The organism is Rhodanobacteraceae bacterium (assembly GCA_024234055.1).
In the GTDB taxonomy this organism is placed as follows: Bacteria; Pseudomonadota; Gammaproteobacteria; order Xanthomonadales; family SZUA-5; genus JADKFD01.
This window is the reverse complement of sequence record JACKOW010000003.1, coordinates 163,693-179,277: the sequence shown is the minus strand read 5'-3', so window position 1 is coordinate 179,277 and position 15,585 is coordinate 163,693. Positions and strand designations below refer to the sequence as shown.

The window sequence follows — 15,585 nt, the reverse complement described above, 5'->3', positions numbered from 1 at the left end:
CGATTTCTGGAGCGCCCTGTTGCTCGGGCGGAGTTGAGTGGCCATGAGGAAGAACGCGCGCCGTCGCGGCCGCTCCTGATCTTCTGGCGCACACCAGGAAGCGGCGCCGTCGCGGCGCCCCACAGATGACACATGACCAAGTTGTGCGCGGACGGCCCGACGGCAAAGCTCAGCGAATCGCGTACTCGCGCAGCTGATCCAGCGAGACCACGCCCAGCGTGTTGAGGTGTGTGGCCTCCAGCACCACCTGTGGTGCCATGCCGGCGGCATAGGCCTCGCGCCAGCGGGTGGCGCACAGACACCACTGGTCACCGGGCAGCAGACCCGGAAAAGCGTATTCGGGTCTGGGTGTGCTCAGGTCATTGCCGGCGGCCTTGCTGAACTCGAGAAATTCCGCCGTCATCACCGCGCACACCAGATGCAGGGCGCGGTCATCGGGATCACTGCGACAGCAGCCATCTCGGAACCAGCCGGTCATGGGTTCGGTGCTGCAGGTCCGCAGCGGCGTGCCCAGTACATTCAATGGCTGCGTGGCGGTGCTCATCGCGTTCCTCTGGTCCGGGAGTGCGTGTTGCTGTACGCGCTGGTGGTCGGCAATGCGCTCAGGCTGGCCGCTTTGCCGTCAACCTGACGGAGGCAAGCGGCTGTGGTGGAAGCACGGAGACCGCGAAGCAGATCGAATATTCATTCTCTCTACTTCGCGACCTCCGCGTCTCAGCGTGAGACGCTGTTGCCAGCCCTCAGGCAGCCTGCGAACTCGGCTCCGACTCACCGGCCAGCTGACGCAACACGTATTGCAGGATGCCGCCGTGGCGGAAGTACTCGACTTCCTTCGGCGTCTCCAGCAGCACGCGCACGTTGAACTGCTTGACGCTGCCGTCCTCGGCTGTGGCGGTGACCTTCAGGGTCTTGCCGGTGCCGTCGCCGATGCCTTCGAAGTCGAAGGTCTCACGGCCTGTCAGGCCCAGGCTGGCGGCGTTCTGGCCGGCTTCGAACTTGCAGGGCAGAACGCCCATGCCACACAGGTTCGAGCGATGGATGCGCTCGAAGCTCTCGGCGATGACGATCTTCACGCCCAGCAGCATGGTGCCCTTGGCCGCCCAGTCGCGTGAGGAACCCGTGCCGTATTCCTTGCCGGCGATAACGATCAGCGGAGTGCCAGCGGCCTGGAACTTCATCGAAGCGTCGTAGATCGAGGTGACCTCATTGCTCGGGAAATAGGTGGTGTAGCCACCTTCGGTGCCCGGCGCCAGCTGATTCTTCAGGCGGATATTGGCAAAGGTGCCGCGCATCATGATTTCGTGGTTGCCGCGGCGCGAGCCGTAGCTGTTGAAATCCGCGTACTGCACGCCGCGATCGGTCAGGTACTTGCCGGCGGGGGTGGTCGGCTTGAAATCACCGGCCGGGGAGATGTGGTCGGTGGTGATCGAATCGCCCAGCAGGGCCAGTGCCCGTGCGCCCTTGACGTCGCTGATGGTGCGCAGCTGCATGGTGATGCCGTCGAAATAGGGCGGGTTCTGCACATAGGTCGATTCGCTGTCCCAGGCATACAATGCGCTTTCCGGGGCCTTGATCGAGCGCCAGCGCTCGTCGCCGTCGAACACGCCCTCATAGGAAGCCTTGAAGCCAGCCGCATTGACCGCGGTGCGCACGGTTTCGGCGATCTCGTGATTGCTCGGCCAGATGTCCTTGAGGTACACCGGCTGACCATCGCTGCCCGTACCCAGCGGTTCACGGGTGAGGTCCACATCCAGGCTGCCGGCCAGCGCGTAGGCCACCACCAGCGGCGGTGAAGCCAGATAGTTCATGCGCACTTCGGCGTGCACGCGGCCCTCGAAATTGCGGTTGCCCGACAGCACCGATCCGACAATCAGATCGCCCTCGGCGATGCCCTTGCTGACTTCAGGCGGCAGCGGGCCGGAATTGCCGATGCAGGTGGTGCAGCCATAACCGACCACATGGAAACCGAGCTTCTCCATCGGCTCCAGCAGGCCGGCTTTCTTGAAGTAGTCGGTCGCCACCTGCGAGCCCGGCGCCAGCGAGGTCTTCACCCAGGGCTTGGTGGTCAGTCCCTTGGCGACCGCATTGCGCGCCAGCAGGCCGGCACCGAGCATGACCGAGGGATTGGAGGTGTTGGTGCAACTGGTGATGGCGGCAATGACCACGGCGCCGTCGCTGAGTTCGTAGCTGCCACTGTCGGTCGTGACCGTGCCTTTGCCCGGCGTGGCGCTCTTGCCGCGAGCGGCGCGGGCTTCGGCCATGGCCACCTGATTGCTCTCGTAGTTGGCCTTCACATCGGCCAGCAGCACGCGATCCTGCGGACGCTTGGGGCCCGCCAGGCTGGGCTTGACGTCGCCCAGATCCAGTTCCAGCACATCGGTGTACTCGGCATCCGGTGCGCCCGGCACGCGGAACAGGCCATTGAGCTTGGCGTACTGCTCGACCAGCGCGACCTGCTCGTCACTGCGACCGGACAGGCGCAGATAGGCCAGCGCCTCGTCATCGATCGGGAAGATGCCGCAGGTGGCGCCATATTCCGGGGCCATGTTGGCAATGGTGGCGCGATCGGCCAAGGGCAGTTCGTTCAGGCCTTCGCCGAAGAACTCGACAAATTTCTCGACCACGCCGCGCTTGCGCAGCATCTGCACCACGGTCAGCACCAGATCGGTGGCGGTGGCGCCCTCGGGCATCTTGCCGGTCAGGCGGAAGCCGATGACTTCCGGAATCAGCATGGTCGAAGGCTGGCCGAGCATGGCCGCTTCGGCCTCGATACCACCGACGCCCCAGCCGAGTACGCCGATGCCGTTGATCATGGTGGTGTGCGAATCGGTGCCGACCACGGTGTCCGGGTAGGCCCAGGCCTTGGCGCCTTCGGTGGCGAAGACCACGCGGGCCAGATATTCCAGATTCACCTGGTGGACGATGCCGGTACGCGGCGGCACCACCTTGAAGTTGTCGAAAGCCTTCTGGCCCCAGCGCAGGAAGCCGTAGCGCTCCTTGTTGCGCTCGAATTCGATACGGGCATTGAGATCCACCGCGTCGCTGGTGCCAAAACGATCCACCTGCACCGAGTGATCGATGACCATTTCCGAGGGAATCAGCGGATTGATCTTGTTGGGATCACCGCCCAGGGTCTTCATGGCATCGCGCATCGCGGCCAGATCGACCACGCAGGGCACGCCGGTGAAGTCCTGCATGACCACCCGCGCCGGCATGAACGGGATCTCCTGGGTCGACGGGGTCTTCGGATCCCAGTTCAGCAGCGCCGAGATATGGGCCGGCGTGACGTTTTCGCCGTCCTCGAAGCGCAGCAGATTCTCCAGCAGGATCTTCAGCGAGTAGGGCAGACGCGCCAGGTTGTACTTCGGCTCCAGAGCCGTAAGTTTATGATAGTTATAGGTCTTGCCGCCGGACTCGAAAGTCGCGTGGGTGCCGAAGCTGTTGCTCATGATTAGCCTCCGAGGATGAGGAACTTCATCCCGGCGCAGGCCCGAGGCCAACTCGCCGGGAACAGCCCATCATTATGAACCAAGCCGGGCCTCTACGCAGGCCGACTCATGGCGAATTGCGGGTAGATGGGTTGGCCAGACTCCATCCAGCGCCACCGCAGTGATTCACGCAGAGGCGCGGAGGTCGCGGAGAAAGGCGGGTAGTTCGGCAACACAGGGGCGGCGATGCGCTCTTGTAGGTCCAGACTTGTCTGGACGCTCGTCAGCGGTGCGCTCTTGTAGGTCCAGACTTGTCTGGACGCTCGTCAGCGGTGCGCTTTTGTAGGTCCAGACTTGTCTGGACGCTCTTGGCGAAGTGCAGAAGACGCGTCCAGACAAGTCGGGACCCACAAGAGCCGGGAGCTGGCGTCATTGCGAGCCACCTGTGTCGGCCCGACACTGCTCACGGGCCATGAACCCGCCGTCGTAGGTCATGTTGTCCGCGTCAGCGGACTACGTGACATCGAATTGCGTCACGTAACTCGCTACGCGAGCAACGTGACCTACAACAGCAAATCAACAACTTGCGATATGGGTTCATGGAGAGCGCAGCGACGGTTTCGTCCACTGGTAGGAGCGCCCTCGTGGCGCAACCACTACTGTGGACCTGCGGCTTGCCGGTCGCGACGCGAGGTCGCTCCTACAGGCAGCTTGTGGTTCATGGCCCGTGGGCAGTGTCGGGCCGAACCAGGTGGCTCGCAATGACACCAAAGTTTGGGGGCAAGTCCTGAACTGCGGTAGTCGGCCTTTCGCGATCCATGCGGAGTTACCCGCGCCCAAGGCTTGATTGATCCGTCGCAGGTGCTAGCCTTCCCGTGCCCCGTGCCCCGTGCCCCGTGCCCCTTTCCACAATCGCCGCCTGCCATGCTCGATATTCTGCGTGAACTCTGGGCCTTCCTGCGTGAGCGGAAGAAGTACTGGCTGATGCCGATCGTGCTGGTGCTGGTGGCCATCGGCGGCATCCTGATTGCGGTGAAGGGCTCGGTGATCGCGCCGTTCATCTACACCTTGTTCTGAGGCGGGAATGAGCGATTTCGTCAACCGTGGATATCATCTCTATCTCGGTGGTTGCCATTGCGGCGCCGTGAGTTTTCGATTCCGCGGACCGGAAGCGCTGGATGTGCTTGAGTGCAATTGCTCGATCTGCGCGATGACCGGCTATCTGCATGTCACGGTTCCGCATGCGGCCTTCGAACTGCTGTCGGGACCGGAGGCGCTGATCGACTACCGTTTTGGCACCGGTGCTGCGCGTCATCTGTTCTGCCGCCACTGCGGCATCAAGAGCTTCTACCAGCCGCGCTCGCACCCGGATTGTTACAGTGTCAATCTGCGCTGCATCGAAGGCGGAGCCGAGCACCTCGGCCATCTGGAGCGCTTCGACGGACGCCACTGGGAAGCCGCCGCGGTCAAGCTCTCGTAGGTGCGACTGGGACACTGCCGCGGCCAGGCTCTCGTAGGAGCGACCTCGCGTCGCGACCCGCGTGCCGTTGGTCGTCGCAAGAATCGGAATCCGCGGTGGGTTGCGGTATGGAGCAGGACGCAGAGGACGCAGAGGACGAGCAGAAAGAACGCCGAGAAGAGCAAAAATCATCCGGGATCAGCTTCTCTCTGCGTTCTTTGCGACTCTTTGCGTTCTCCGCGTTGAAGATCTTGTTGGCCAACGGCAGGAGTTCTGCCGGTCTTGCCAGCGGATCTTACGGACCATTGCGACGCCGGGTTGCCCGCAGGCGTGGCGCTGGTCGCGACGCGAGGTCGCTCCTACTGTCGAGGCGCGGGGCGTGACACGAGCTCGCTCCTACCGCGGGCTGTAGCCGGTCAGCTCCAGATAGCCCTCACCGCTGATTGGCTGTCCGGCGCGCAGTCCTTGGGCGTCGATGGCACCCTCCCAGTATCGGGTGGTGGTGTCGAGTTCCTGATCCTCGCGCAAGGGCGTGATTTCCAGCGTCAGGCCGAGTGAGGGCGAGTGCAGGCGCCAGCGCACGGGCCAGGACACGCCGGTCTTGTCGCTCCGCCAGTATCCGCTGGGCTCGATGTCGATATCCTCAGCCAACAGCGCCTGCACCCCGCCGTCGGCTGCGATCAGACTGCCATGACGGGCGACCACCTGATCCTGCCGATCGCGGATATTGAACAGCATCAGGGCGCTGCCGTCGCTCAGTCGCAGCGAGAACCAGTCCCAGCCGACCTGATCGGCGGCGAGTACGCCCGAGGTCCATTCGTGGTCGTACCAGGCCTGCCCGCTGACGGCAAAGGTGTTTTCAGCGATCTGGATCTGACCGACCGCCGTCAGCCTGGGATAGCTGTAGTAGGCCGAAGCGCTGCCCGGTGCGTCGGATTTGCGGCTATAGCCGGCGTCGCCATGCAGCACGGGTGAGTCGGCGCCGCTCAAGGACAATCGATAGCGGAATCCGGCGCCACCACAAGCGAGTTCCAGCGGCAGGAAGGCCTGGTCGCTGGCGCTGGCGATCGAACAATCATTGGCCCAGACGCGCCAGGGGTTCTGCTGCACACCGGCCAGTCCGGCCGCGCCGCGGGCCCAGTGTTCGTCGTAGAGAAAGCGATCACCGTCGATATCGGTGACTGCTGCATGCGCCAGGTAGATCTGCTTGCCGCTCCAGTCGCTCCGTACGGCAACGTCTTCAGGCTGCAAACCGTAGCGAAACAGCGCCACCTGGGTGCCGAAGCGACGACCTTCCGCCGTTTGCAAGCGGGCGGTGAGGTACCACCATTCGATGCGCTGGCGCGGATGGGCAGCGTGGTCGCGCGGGAACACCAGTTGCAGTGGAGATTCGATGCTCTCGAAGCTCAGGTTATTGGCGGAAGACAGCGTTCGTGACAGCGAAGTGCTCGAGTCAGTTTCCGGCGCTGGGGTAGAGCAGGCGGTGAGCATCAGAACCAGGATCGCGGGCAGAGCCCGCTCCCACAGCTGGCGCAGTCCTGAGCTTTTTCTCACAACGGCGATTCCCGCAGCTGCTGCGCCAGGGTCTTGCGGCGCTGGGTTCGGGCCGGCAGCGTGCCGGCGAGCATGGCGCTGACCACGGCGACGCCGATCGCGGTCAGCAGCTGATCCCAGGGCAGCTGCAGCTGCATGCTCCAGCCGAAGGAGCGGCGGTTGATGACGTCAATCAAGAGCACCGCCAGACCAATGCCGATCGGCAAGGCCAGCAGGCCGGCCATCAATCCCAACAGACTGGCCTGCAGCCATTGCAGTCGCAACAAACTGGAGCCAGACAGTCCCAGGCTGCGCAGCAACGCGAATTCCCGTTGGCGTTCGATTGCCAGCGCCGACAGCGCGCCGACCACGGCCACGACCGCGATCAATCCGGCCAGCAGCCGCAGCAGATCGGTGACCGCGAAAGTGCGCGCAAAGACGGCCAATGTGCGCTCGCGAATGGACTCGGCCGATACCACTTGCACTCCAGGCTGATCAGCACTCAAGGCCTCCAGATTGCGGGTCAGCGCTGCTACCGAGTCTGCATCGGCATAGAGACCGATGGCGCCGACCGCCATATCGGCAAAGCGGCTTTGATAATGGTCCAGCGCCAGTGTCAGCACGCCCTGGGACGAGGCATAGTCGCGATAGATGGCGGCAACTCTGACGGGCGCCAGGCCCTCGGCGCCAGGCAGGTCCAGGCTGTCACCGAGCTGCAGTTTCAAGCGGGTTGCCAGAGGCTCGCTGATCAGTGCTTCGCCTGCGGCAAACTGCTGCCAGACCATGTCCGGATCGGCAGCGATCCAGTCGAAACCGTCGCGAGCTTCGATCGGCAGGCTCAGACCGACGACGTCGATCGGGCCGCTGTCCAGCATTCTCTGGCTGCGCCGGGTCTGACTGAGTTGGCGTACGCCGGGTAGCGCGGCGGCAGTCTCTATCAGGTCAGGCGGCAGCGCACCCCGACCTCGTGCCGAGACGTAGACATCGGCTTGCAGGCTGCGATCGATCCATTGCGACACCGCGCTGCGGAAGCTGTGGATCATGCTGCTCATGCCGATCACCGTGGCGATGGCCAGAGACAATGCCGCCAGAGCGATTCCGGTACGGCCGAGGCCCCGGCGGCTGCCGGCCAGCAGCCATTGCGGCAGCACCCGGGCTTGGCCCAGAACGCGTTCCAGCCCGAGCAGTACGCCGTAGGCGAGCCAGGGCACCAGACCCAGTGCCGCAATCAGGCAGATGAACAGGGCGACAAAGGCATTGCTCAGATTCTCCGGGCCCAGCTTCAACAGGGCGACACCCAGCGCAAACAGCAGCAGCGCGGGCAGGGCGAGGCCGCGGACCCGGCGCGTCTGCGGGTTGTCCTCAAGGGCGGAAGAGCGCGCCCGCCCCAGGGCGCTCAGCGTGCTCAGCCTCAGCATATCCAGCAGCGGCAGGGTGACCGCGAAAAGCGCGCCCAGCATGGACAGGCCTGCAGCCTTGGCCAACAGCCACGGCGAGATGCTCAGCCCGCCGCTGGCGCCGCGGCCGTACAGCTCGGCATAGGTGCCGTCGATGCCGAGCAGCAGCAGTCGACCTAGCAGGATGCCGAGCGCCATGCCGATCAGTGCCGCGATCAGGCCTGTCAGGGCGGCCTCGGCCAACAGCAAGGCCGCCAGCAATCGACGACCGACACCGAGGGCGCGCCACAGGCCGATCATGGCGCCCCGTCTCAGGGTGAGAAAACTCAAGGTTTGGAACACCACAAACAGCCCCACCAGCATTGCCAGCAGGCTGAGCGCCTTGAGATTGATCTCGAAGGCCCGGCTCATCGACGCCAGCTGGGTGTCCTGCTCGGTGGTGGCCAGCAGTCGCAGTCCCGCGGGCAGTGTCCGGGCGATACTTTCGGCGGTTACTTGATCGATCTGCAGGTCGATGCGGCTGTAGCCGTTGCTGCCCAGAGCCCGTTGTGCCGCGGCGAGGTCCAGAATGATCCAATCGCGCGCTGCTTCGGGGAGCGCTTCGTCGGCCATCAGCCCGCGCACCACAAAGGCCAGGTCGTGGCCGTCAACACGCACATTCAGCGTGGATCCGGCAGCCAGTCCGAGCTGCCGCGCCATTCCGGCTGCGATCAGGGCGCCGTCAACATCGCCTATGAGCTGACGAAAGCCAGGGCTCTCGATATCGGTGTTGCCGGCGTCGCCGGAGAGCCAGGGGCGCATCTGCAGTTCGCTCATCGGGTCGATGCCGAACAGACGCAGACGCCGCCCATCCGCTGCGTGGATCGCTTCCAGATCAATCACCGGCGCGCTGCGGCGCAGACCCTGTTTGCGCAGCTCGGCCAGCAGCGACTGCGGCACCGGATCGGCATCGCTGATGATCTGATGGGTTGCAGCGCCAGACAGGGCTCGCCGGGCGTCGGCGAAAGCAGATTGTGCGCTGTTGATGGACACGTCGATGGCCACCACCACAGCCACACTCAGACTCAACCCCAGCAGCATCAGCAGCGCTTGCCCCGGTGCCCGGCGGTGCCCTTGGTACAGAGCCAGCAGCAAACGTCGCAGTGCGCTCATGCGTCGACCAGTCGGCCGTTGGAGATGCGCAGCAGCCGATCCGCCTGACCCATCACCTCCTGGGCGTGGGTGGCGATGACCAGACTGGCGCCGCGCTGGCGACAGGCACTGGTCAACAGACGCATCACCGCGGCGGCGTTGTCGGCATCGAGGCTGCCGGTGGGTTCGTCGGCCAGCAGTACAGCCGGCTGGTGCACGAGCGCCCGGGCCACGGCCACCCGCTGTTGCTGGCCGCCCGAGAGCTGATCGGGGTAACGTGTTGCCAGCTCTCCCAAACCGAGTTCGTCGAGTAGGGCCGAGGCGCGGACGCGCGAGCTGCGCGCGTCGGCGCCGTTCAGCTCCAGCGGCAGCCGCAGATTGTCCAGCGCCGACAGCGAGGGCACCAGGTTGTAGTTCTGAAACACCAGCCCCAGATGCTGGCGCCGGAAGGCGGTGCGGCGGTCTTCGCTCAAGGCGGTGATGTCGACGTCGCCGTATACCACCCGCCCACTGTCGGGCGTGTCGATGCCGGCCAACAGATGCAGCAGGGTCGACTTGCCGGCACCGCTGCGTCCGACCAGCGCCACGCACTGGCCGGGCTCGATCAGCAGATCGACAGCGTCGAGCACGGGGACAGGGCCGAAACCGCGGGTCAGGCCGGAGACATTGATATCCATGTCGCGCAGCTTGTCAGTAGCGAGGTGAAGCCCTGATGTTGCCCTACTTCAGTGCGGCTGCAACCGTAGCCCAGGCAAGCGCAGCGCACCTGGGAGCTCATCGCGGGATTGCCCCGCGTGCGCCTGCGGCTTACCCGGGCTACGAAAGCATGCGGGCTACCGGTTATCCGCGGGCCTTGAGACGGGCGACCAGGGCCTGCAGCACCGATTGGGTTTCCGCATGGAACCAGCCTTCGACAAATTCGTCGACCTGATCGGCCTTGGGCGTCTGATAGATCGCGCGCAGATCGGCGCGGGCCGATTCGCGGTTGATGCGCATGGCCCGCGGGGGCAAGCCGAGGTGGAAATGACACCACTCCAGCGCCCGCGGGATCACCTGATCCGGCGCCACCAGCTCATCCACCAGACCAATCCGGGCCGCTTCGCTGGCGTCGATCATGTTGCCGGCGACGATATGGCGTTCGGCCTGATGCGGGCCCAGCAGCCTGCGCAGGGAGGCCAGGATCGCGGTTGGCAGCGCCAGACCCACCTGGGTTTCGTTGAGGCCGAGTTTGTAGGGGCCGTCGGCCATGACCCGATAGTCGCAATTCAGGGCGACGACGGTGCCGCCAGCCGGGCTATGTCCGGTGATGGCCGCGACCGTCGGGATCGGTGAGCAGGCAATCGCGCTGAGCACGCCGAAGAAATCGGCCCACATCGCCAGCATGCCCGCCTTGTCCAGCTTGAGCAGGGCCGGCACATCGAGGCCAGCACTGAACAGGCCGGGGCCGGCCGAGATCACCACGGCGCGGGCGCCGCTGTCGGGCGCGGCGCGCACCGATTGGTGCAGCAGCGCAATCAGTTCAGGCGACAGCGCATTGACCGGTGGTCGGGCCAGACGCAGTTCCAGAATGTCCTCGTGCTTGATCTTGTCCAGCATGCGGTTCACCGGTGGCAGGTTCAGGTGCCCGAACATAGCATCGGCGCATGGAATTCACGCTCAACGGAGATTTGCAGATGAAAACCAGGATGTTTGCACTGATTGTGGGTCTGTCCGCTTCCCAGGCCTGGGCCTGCGGCGAGCTCACCACAGCCGATGCCTGGGTGCGGCTGGCGCCGCCGGGCGCTGCGGTCATGGCCGGTTATCTGACCCTGTCGAACAGCAGCGAGCAATCGGTGCTGGTGCAGGGCGCCAGTTCAGCGGATTTCGACAAGGCCGAGCTCCACAGCATGAGCATGGATGGTGGCGTCATGCAGATGCGCAAGCTCGACTTGATCGAGGTGAAGGTCGGTCAGGAAATCAAGCTGGCCCCGGGCGGCAACCACCTGATGCTGATCGGGCCCAAACGTAGCTTCAAGGCCGGCGATCAGATCGAGGTGGCGCTGAATCTGTGTGAAGACAAGCAGCAGCTGGTCCAGTTCACGGTGCGGGAGTCGGCGCCCTGAGGTAGTGGATGCAGACAGAATCACCCGCTGCGCGGCCAAGTGGATCCGCGCAGCGGCTGACTGAGCTTCTTCGCGACCTTTCTGCTTTTCCTTTGCGCCCTTCGCGTCCTGCTTCTGCCTGGGACGCGAAGGTTGGCGGTCGCGACGCGAGGTCGCTCCACAGGTGAACTATTCAGCGCGATCATTTCACCAGCGATCGCGCAGCTGCCCTGGAGGGCGCCGCGCCGCCGCGCCGCCTTGCGCGGGGCAACAGCGGCCGCGCTGGCGCGCGGCCCTCCTCAATGCCGCTCCGGCCGACTCCTGGCGCACAGTGGGTGACCAAGGTCCTGCGCGATCACAGTAGTCACAGAGCATTTCTGAATGTCTGAAGGTTCTTCTTCGCGCCCTTTCTGCTTTTCCTTCGCGTCCTTCGCGTCCAGCTTCTGGTCCATCTCCGCCTCAGCGCAGTGTTGTCGGCCGGCGGTCGCGACGCGAGGTCGCTCCTACAGGCCCGGTGCTGCCTCGAGGGTGCGGGTGCGTGTGGGCAGGGCGTGGCGAAAGATCCGTGCGAGCACTCCGCCATACTGGCGCCAGAAGCCGCCGGTGTTGTAGTACACGCCGTAGCGGGCGCAGATCTCGCGCACTTTCGGTGCCATCTCGGTGTAGCGGGGCGCCGGGATGTCCGGGAACAGATGATGTTCGATCTGGTGGCTGAGATGGCCGCTCATGATGTGGAACCAGCGACCGCCTTCCAGATTGCTGGAGCCCTGGATCTGCCGCAGATACCAGTGGCCGCGGCTTTCGCCTTCGACTTCTGCCCGGGTGAAGATGTGCGCTTCAGTGGTGAAATGGCCGCAGAAGATGATGGCATTGGTCCACACATTGCGGATCAGGTTGGCGGCGAGGTTGCCGAGCAGCACGCGCTGCCATTGCCAGAAGGCCAGCGCCGGGAACAGCACATAGTCCTTGAACAGTTGCAGCCCGGCCTTGCGCAGGAATGGGCGTGAGCGAGTCATCAATTCACTGCTGCTCATGCGGCCCTTGAACCAGCGTCCGATCTTGAGATCGTGGATGGCCACGCCCCACTGGAAATTGATCGCCAGCAGCAGGTACCACAAGGGTTGGAACAGCGCGGCCGGCGACCAGCGCTGGGCCTCGGTGAGGCGCAGCATGCCGTAGCCATAATCGTGATCCTTGCCCAGCACATTGGTGTGATCGTGGTGCTCGACATTGTGCGAATGGCGCCAGTGATCGCCGTCGCAGACGATGTCCCACTCGTAGCTCTGTGAATTCAGGCTGGGATCGTTCATCCAGTCATACTGACCGTGCATGACGTTGTGGCCGATCTCCATGTTCTCGAGGATCTTGGCGAAGGCCAGGCTGATCACGCCCAGCACCCAGCTGATGGGTCCAAAACCAAACATCAACAAGCTGCGTCCGCCGATAGCGGCGCCCTGGGCTGTGGCGCGCATGCGCCGGATGTGGCGAGCGTCGCGGTCGCCGAGTTCGTTGACCACCTGTAGCCGCAGTGCGTCCAGTTCAGCTTCGAAGCGGCCCAGTTGCTCGGGGCTCAATCGTGTCTTCGGATTCATGGGCAGGTCCTTGGGTTCAGAGCGCCAGTTCAACAGCGCTTTGCGGGGTTGAAATGCACAACTGGATCAGTTCTTCACCGGGCGAGGACAGCTGTCCTGTGAGCAGGTTCTTGACCGTGCCCGAGTGTTTGCGGCACTGGCAGCTCATGCAGATGCCGCGCCTGCAGCCAAAGCGGGGCTGCAATCCGGCGGCTTCTGCAGCCTCCAGCAGACTCTGTCCGCTGTTTGCAGTGAACATCTGTTCCGGTTTTCCGTGGGTGATGGCGTGGGTGCTGGCGTCGGTATCGATCAGGGCAGCGCGGCGCCCGAAACTCTCACTCTGCAGTCGCGACGACAGCCCGGCCTCGGCGTAATGCACCTCGACGGCCTGCATGAAGTCGTCCGGGCCGCAGAGCAGGGCATTTCTATCGGCCCAGTCGGGCACGAGGGTGTGCAAATCCTGCGCCCGCAAGCGACCGGATTCGGCACTGCCGTGGAAGTGAATCTTCAGGCCGGGCAGCTGCAGGGCGCGCTGCTTCAGCTCGTCGGCGCCGATCCAGTCGCCAGAGTCGCGGGCGCCATGAATCAGGCAGATGTCGGTGGTCGCCGCGGTATTGGCGTGTCCGTCCAGGATCGAGAGCATTGGCGTGATCCCGCTGCCAGCGCTGATCATGAGCAGCGGCGCCGTGCTGACCTTGGATGCAAAGTCCCCGCTGGCCTGGCTGATGCGCACGATCTGACCGGGTTCGAGTCGATGGGCGGCTAATGAGACCAGCCCCCGATCCTTGGCCTTGATGGTGAGCCTGAGCAGTCCATCCCGGCGCGGCGCTGCCGACAGGCTGTAGCAGCGCGAGTGCCTGACACCTGCGATTTCCAGTTCCAGCATCAGATGCTGACCCGGCTGGAAGCCGCGGAAATGGCGATTGGGCTTCAGCCACAAGCTGCGCACATGGGGTGTTTCGATCACGTTGCGGACTATCCGGGCCCGAACTTCGCCCAGCGACCAGAGTGGGTTGATCGCTGTGGCCAGGCGCTGCCAGGCTGCAGCATCGTTCAGCGGCGCCCATGCCGGGTGCCTCAGCCACTGTCCCAGGGAGGGCTTCGGTGCTGCTGATTCGGTCAGGATCATGGCGCTCGCGTTCAAAGTGAGTGAACATATGTTCACCCAAATGATTGGAGCAGCGACTCGAAAAACCGAGTGCAGGGGACCAGAGCCTATACTGACGCTGGAATCGGGATTCAGCAGGGGAAGTGTTTGCCCGCCATCAAGAAAGCGCCGCGTGCTGAAGGCGAGGCATCGGGCACTCGCGGTGAACGCAAGGAACGCACGCGTCTGCATCTGATCGAGGCGGCACTGGTGCTGCTCGGTCAAGGCCGAGGATTCACCTCACTCTCGCTGCGCGAAATCACCCGCGAGGCCGGCATTGTTCCGGCGGCTTTCTATCGACATTTCCGCGATCTGGACGAACTCGGACTGGCCCTGGTGGAGATGGGCGGAGTCACGCTCAGGCGCTTGTTGCGCGAGGCCCGCCGTGACGGCGTGCCTCCCACCGACATGTTGCGTGGATCGGTGTTGATCTACAAACGCTTCGTCGAGGAGCGCAGTCTGGTCTTCCGCTTCATCGCCGGCGAACGCGGCGGTGGATCCCGGGTCATCCGCGAAGCCATCCGCACCGAGGAAAGCCATTTCGCCTCGGAGATGGCGCAGGATCTGCGCGCACTTGGCACCTTGCCTGATCTTTCCAGCAGCAGCCTGCAGATGATCTGCGGGCTGGTGGTCACGACCATGCTCAACGCCGCGTCCGACATCCTCGATCTGCCCCAGGGTCGATCGCGCCAGGAGACCGAGCTCGTCGAGAACTTCGTGCGCCAGCTGCGGCTGATCTTTCTGGGCGCGCGGCATTGGCGGGAGGAGTAGCAGGCCGAGGTCACGAGGGCACGAGGGCGCGCAAGAGCAGCATCGGCGCGAGCTTTTGATCTTTCGTGCCCTCGCGCCCTCGGCCAAGGATTCACTCCAGCACCGGCTCGGATAGCGAAGCCCGAAACGGTCCGCGCGCCCAAGGGCTGGGCTGCTTGAGCTCCTCGGGGCTTGGATCCAGCGTCGCGGCGGCAACCTGCGGCGCGGTCGTGCCGGTCAGCACCGACTGCTCACGCTTCGAGCGCAGCAGCGGATAGAACAGCTGCACCGTCCAGCGCTCCGGCCCGTAGACCACATCGTCATAGAGCCCTGATCGGGCAGGATACTGCCGCGTGATCCGCGCCGTGCCGAACAGTACATCCCAGAAGAACAGGAGATTGCCGTAATTGCCCTTGTAATGGCCAATGCCATCGGCCTGGGTCATGGCGTGGTGGGCGTAGTGCGTGGCGGGGGTGGAGATCGTGCGTTCGACGAGCCACGCCAGCGGGTGCAGCCAGCGATGGCGATAGAGCACTGAATCCCAGCGCACTTCACTGTGGGCGCCGAAGATCACCAGCATCTTCACCAGTACGTACCAGGGATAGACCGCCCCCAGACCCATGAACACCAGATAGGCGCTGATCCATAGCCCGGGCATCATCGCGTAGTAGAAGAAATTGTTGCGGTAGACCACCCGGATGCCCATGTACGGTGCCGAATGGTGGGCGCGGTGCAGAGGCCAGAGCAGTGGCGAATGCGAGGCCCGATGCCACCAGTACTGGGTCAGATCATCGCCGATCAGCAACAGCCCGATCATGGCCCAGACCGGCAGGTGTGCCAGGCTACCGGCCATTTCCGGCGTGTAGCACTCGGCCAGCCAGCCCACCAGCAACAGAATGCCGGGGTAGATGGCACCGGCAAAGAGCATGGTCATCGCGCCTTCCAGCGGCGCGTCCTCGTGGGTTTCATGCGGACTGCGAAAGCGCCCGCGCAGCCATTCGGCGATCGCAAATCCGACGAAGATGATGACGATCGCCAGTGCGGTGTGCTCGGAAATCCACTGCAGCATGCTGTGCCCCTCCCAGGAC

At 64.2% G+C, this 15,585-nt stretch carries 13 protein-coding genes; 4 read left to right on the top strand and 9 right to left on the bottom strand.

All coding sequences use genetic code 11. The annotated features are described in order from the left end of the window. Window positions 1-169: 169 nt before the first annotated feature. Both H7A19_08145 and acnA read right to left on the bottom strand, forming a co-directional pair. The gene (locus tag H7A19_08145) at window positions 170-544 is read right to left on the bottom strand and encodes a DUF2237 domain-containing protein (GenBank protein MCP5474801.1); all 375 of its coding nucleotides are present in this window, start codon (window positions 542-544) and stop codon (window positions 170-172) included. Window positions 545-740: 196 nt separating this feature from the next. Next, window positions 741-3,449: an aconitate hydratase AcnA gene (gene acnA, locus H7A19_08140; GenBank protein MCP5474800.1), complete on the bottom strand. Its 2,709-nt coding sequence runs from the start codon at window positions 3,447-3,449 to the stop codon at window positions 741-743. Between the two features lie 903 nt (window positions 3,450-4,352). Between acnA and H7A19_08135 the strand changes: the two genes are divergently transcribed. Then, window positions 4,353-4,505, top strand: a complete 153-nt coding sequence (locus H7A19_08135) for a hypothetical protein (protein ID MCP5474799.1) — start codon at window positions 4,353-4,355, stop codon at window positions 4,503-4,505. A 7-nt stretch (window positions 4,506-4,512) separates the two neighbouring features. Continuing rightward, window positions 4,513-4,908 carry a GFA family protein gene (locus H7A19_08130; GenBank protein ID MCP5474798.1) on the top strand — a complete coding sequence of 132 codons (396 nt, stop codon included), beginning with the start codon at window positions 4,513-4,515 and terminating at the stop codon, window positions 4,906-4,908. A 375-nt stretch (window positions 4,909-5,283) separates the two neighbouring features. Here H7A19_08130 and H7A19_08125 read toward each other — a convergent pair whose 3' ends face one another. The 4 genes from H7A19_08125 to H7A19_08110 all read right to left on the bottom strand — a co-directional run bounded on the left by H7A19_08125 (window position 5,284) and on the right by H7A19_08110 (window position 10,544). Next, window positions 5,284-6,441 (bottom strand): carotenoid 1,2-hydratase, encoded by a 1,158-nt coding sequence (locus H7A19_08125; protein ID MCP5474797.1) that lies wholly within the window; start codon window positions 6,439-6,441, stop codon window positions 5,284-5,286. Beyond that, the gene (locus tag H7A19_08120; protein MCP5474796.1) at window positions 6,438-8,969 is read right to left on the bottom strand and encodes an ABC transporter permease; all 2,532 of its coding nucleotides are present in this window, start codon (window positions 8,967-8,969) and stop codon (window positions 6,438-6,440) included. The genes H7A19_08125 and H7A19_08120 overlap by 4 nt, the downstream gene beginning before the upstream one ends. After that, complete coding sequence (locus H7A19_08115) at window positions 8,966-9,625, bottom strand: ABC transporter ATP-binding protein (protein MCP5474795.1); 660 nt, start codon at window positions 9,623-9,625, stop codon at window positions 8,966-8,968. The genes H7A19_08120 and H7A19_08115 overlap by 4 nt, the downstream gene beginning before the upstream one ends. 163 nt (window positions 9,626-9,788) lie before the next feature. Continuing rightward, window positions 9,789-10,544: an enoyl-CoA hydratase/isomerase family protein gene (locus H7A19_08110; protein ID MCP5474794.1), complete on the bottom strand. Its 756-nt coding sequence runs from the start codon at window positions 10,542-10,544 to the stop codon at window positions 9,789-9,791. A gap of 77 nt (window positions 10,545-10,621) precedes the next feature. Between H7A19_08110 and H7A19_08105 the strand changes: the two genes are divergently transcribed. Then, window positions 10,622-11,050: a copper chaperone PCu(A)C gene (locus H7A19_08105; GenBank protein MCP5474793.1), complete on the top strand. Its 429-nt coding sequence runs from the start codon at window positions 10,622-10,624 to the stop codon at window positions 11,048-11,050. Between the two features lie 482 nt (window positions 11,051-11,532). On the opposite strand, the gene H7A19_08100 is transcribed toward H7A19_08105, so the two are convergent. Together H7A19_08100 and H7A19_08095 are read right to left on the bottom strand one after the other, a co-directional pair. Beyond that, the gene (locus tag H7A19_08100; GenBank protein MCP5474792.1) at window positions 11,533-12,621 is read right to left on the bottom strand and encodes an acyl-CoA desaturase; all 1,089 of its coding nucleotides are present in this window, start codon (window positions 12,619-12,621) and stop codon (window positions 11,533-11,535) included. A 16-nt stretch (window positions 12,622-12,637) separates the two neighbouring features. Next, on the bottom strand, window positions 12,638-13,729 hold the full coding sequence (locus H7A19_08095; protein ID MCP5474791.1) for a 2Fe-2S iron-sulfur cluster binding domain-containing protein: 1,092 nt from the start codon (window positions 13,727-13,729) through the stop codon (window positions 12,638-12,640). 126 nt (window positions 13,730-13,855) lie between these two features. Here H7A19_08095 and fabR point away from each other — a divergent pair, with 126 nt between their 5' ends. Next, entirely contained in the window at window positions 13,856-14,518 is a 663-nt protein-coding gene (gene fabR / locus H7A19_08090) for an HTH-type transcriptional repressor FabR (protein MCP5474790.1), read from the top strand. A 91-nt stretch (window positions 14,519-14,609) separates the two neighbouring features. Here the strand turns inward: fabR and H7A19_08085 are convergent, their stop codons facing one another. Continuing rightward, entirely contained in the window at window positions 14,610-15,566 is a 957-nt protein-coding gene (locus tag H7A19_08085) for a sterol desaturase family protein (protein ID MCP5474789.1), read from the bottom strand. Window positions 15,567-15,585 lie beyond the last annotated feature (19 nt).

Excerpts from the sequence above, each read along its gene's own strand:
- H7A19_08145 (MCP5474801.1), bottom strand. The coding sequence starts at position 544 with ATGAGCACCGCCACGCAGCCATTGAATGTACTGGGCACGCCGCTGCGG.
- acnA (MCP5474800.1), bottom strand. The coding sequence starts at position 3,449 with ATGAGCAACAGCTTCGGCACCCACGCGACTTTCGAGTCCGGCGGCAAG.
- H7A19_08135 (MCP5474799.1), top strand. The coding sequence starts at position 4,353 with ATGCTCGATATTCTGCGTGAACTCTGGGCCTTCCTGCGTGAGCGGAAG.
- H7A19_08130 (MCP5474798.1), top strand. The coding sequence starts at position 4,513 with ATGAGCGATTTCGTCAACCGTGGATATCATCTCTATCTCGGTGGTTGC.
- H7A19_08120 (MCP5474796.1), bottom strand. The coding sequence starts at position 8,969 with ATGAGCGCACTGCGACGTTTGCTGCTGGCTCTGTACCAAGGGCACCGC.
- H7A19_08115 (MCP5474795.1), bottom strand. The coding sequence starts at position 9,625 with ATGGATATCAATGTCTCCGGCCTGACCCGCGGTTTCGGCCCTGTCCCC.
- H7A19_08110 (MCP5474794.1), bottom strand. The coding sequence starts at position 10,544 with ATGCTGGACAAGATCAAGCACGAGGACATTCTGGAACTGCGTCTGGCC.
- H7A19_08105 (MCP5474793.1), top strand. The coding sequence starts at position 10,622 with ATGAAAACCAGGATGTTTGCACTGATTGTGGGTCTGTCCGCTTCCCAG.
- H7A19_08100 (MCP5474792.1), bottom strand. The coding sequence starts at position 12,621 with ATGAATCCGAAGACACGATTGAGCCCCGAGCAACTGGGCCGCTTCGAA.
- H7A19_08095 (MCP5474791.1), bottom strand. The coding sequence starts at position 13,729 with ATGATCCTGACCGAATCAGCAGCACCGAAGCCCTCCCTGGGACAGTGG.
- H7A19_08085 (MCP5474789.1), bottom strand. The coding sequence starts at position 15,566 with ATGCTGCAGTGGATTTCCGAGCACACCGCACTGGCGATCGTCATCATC.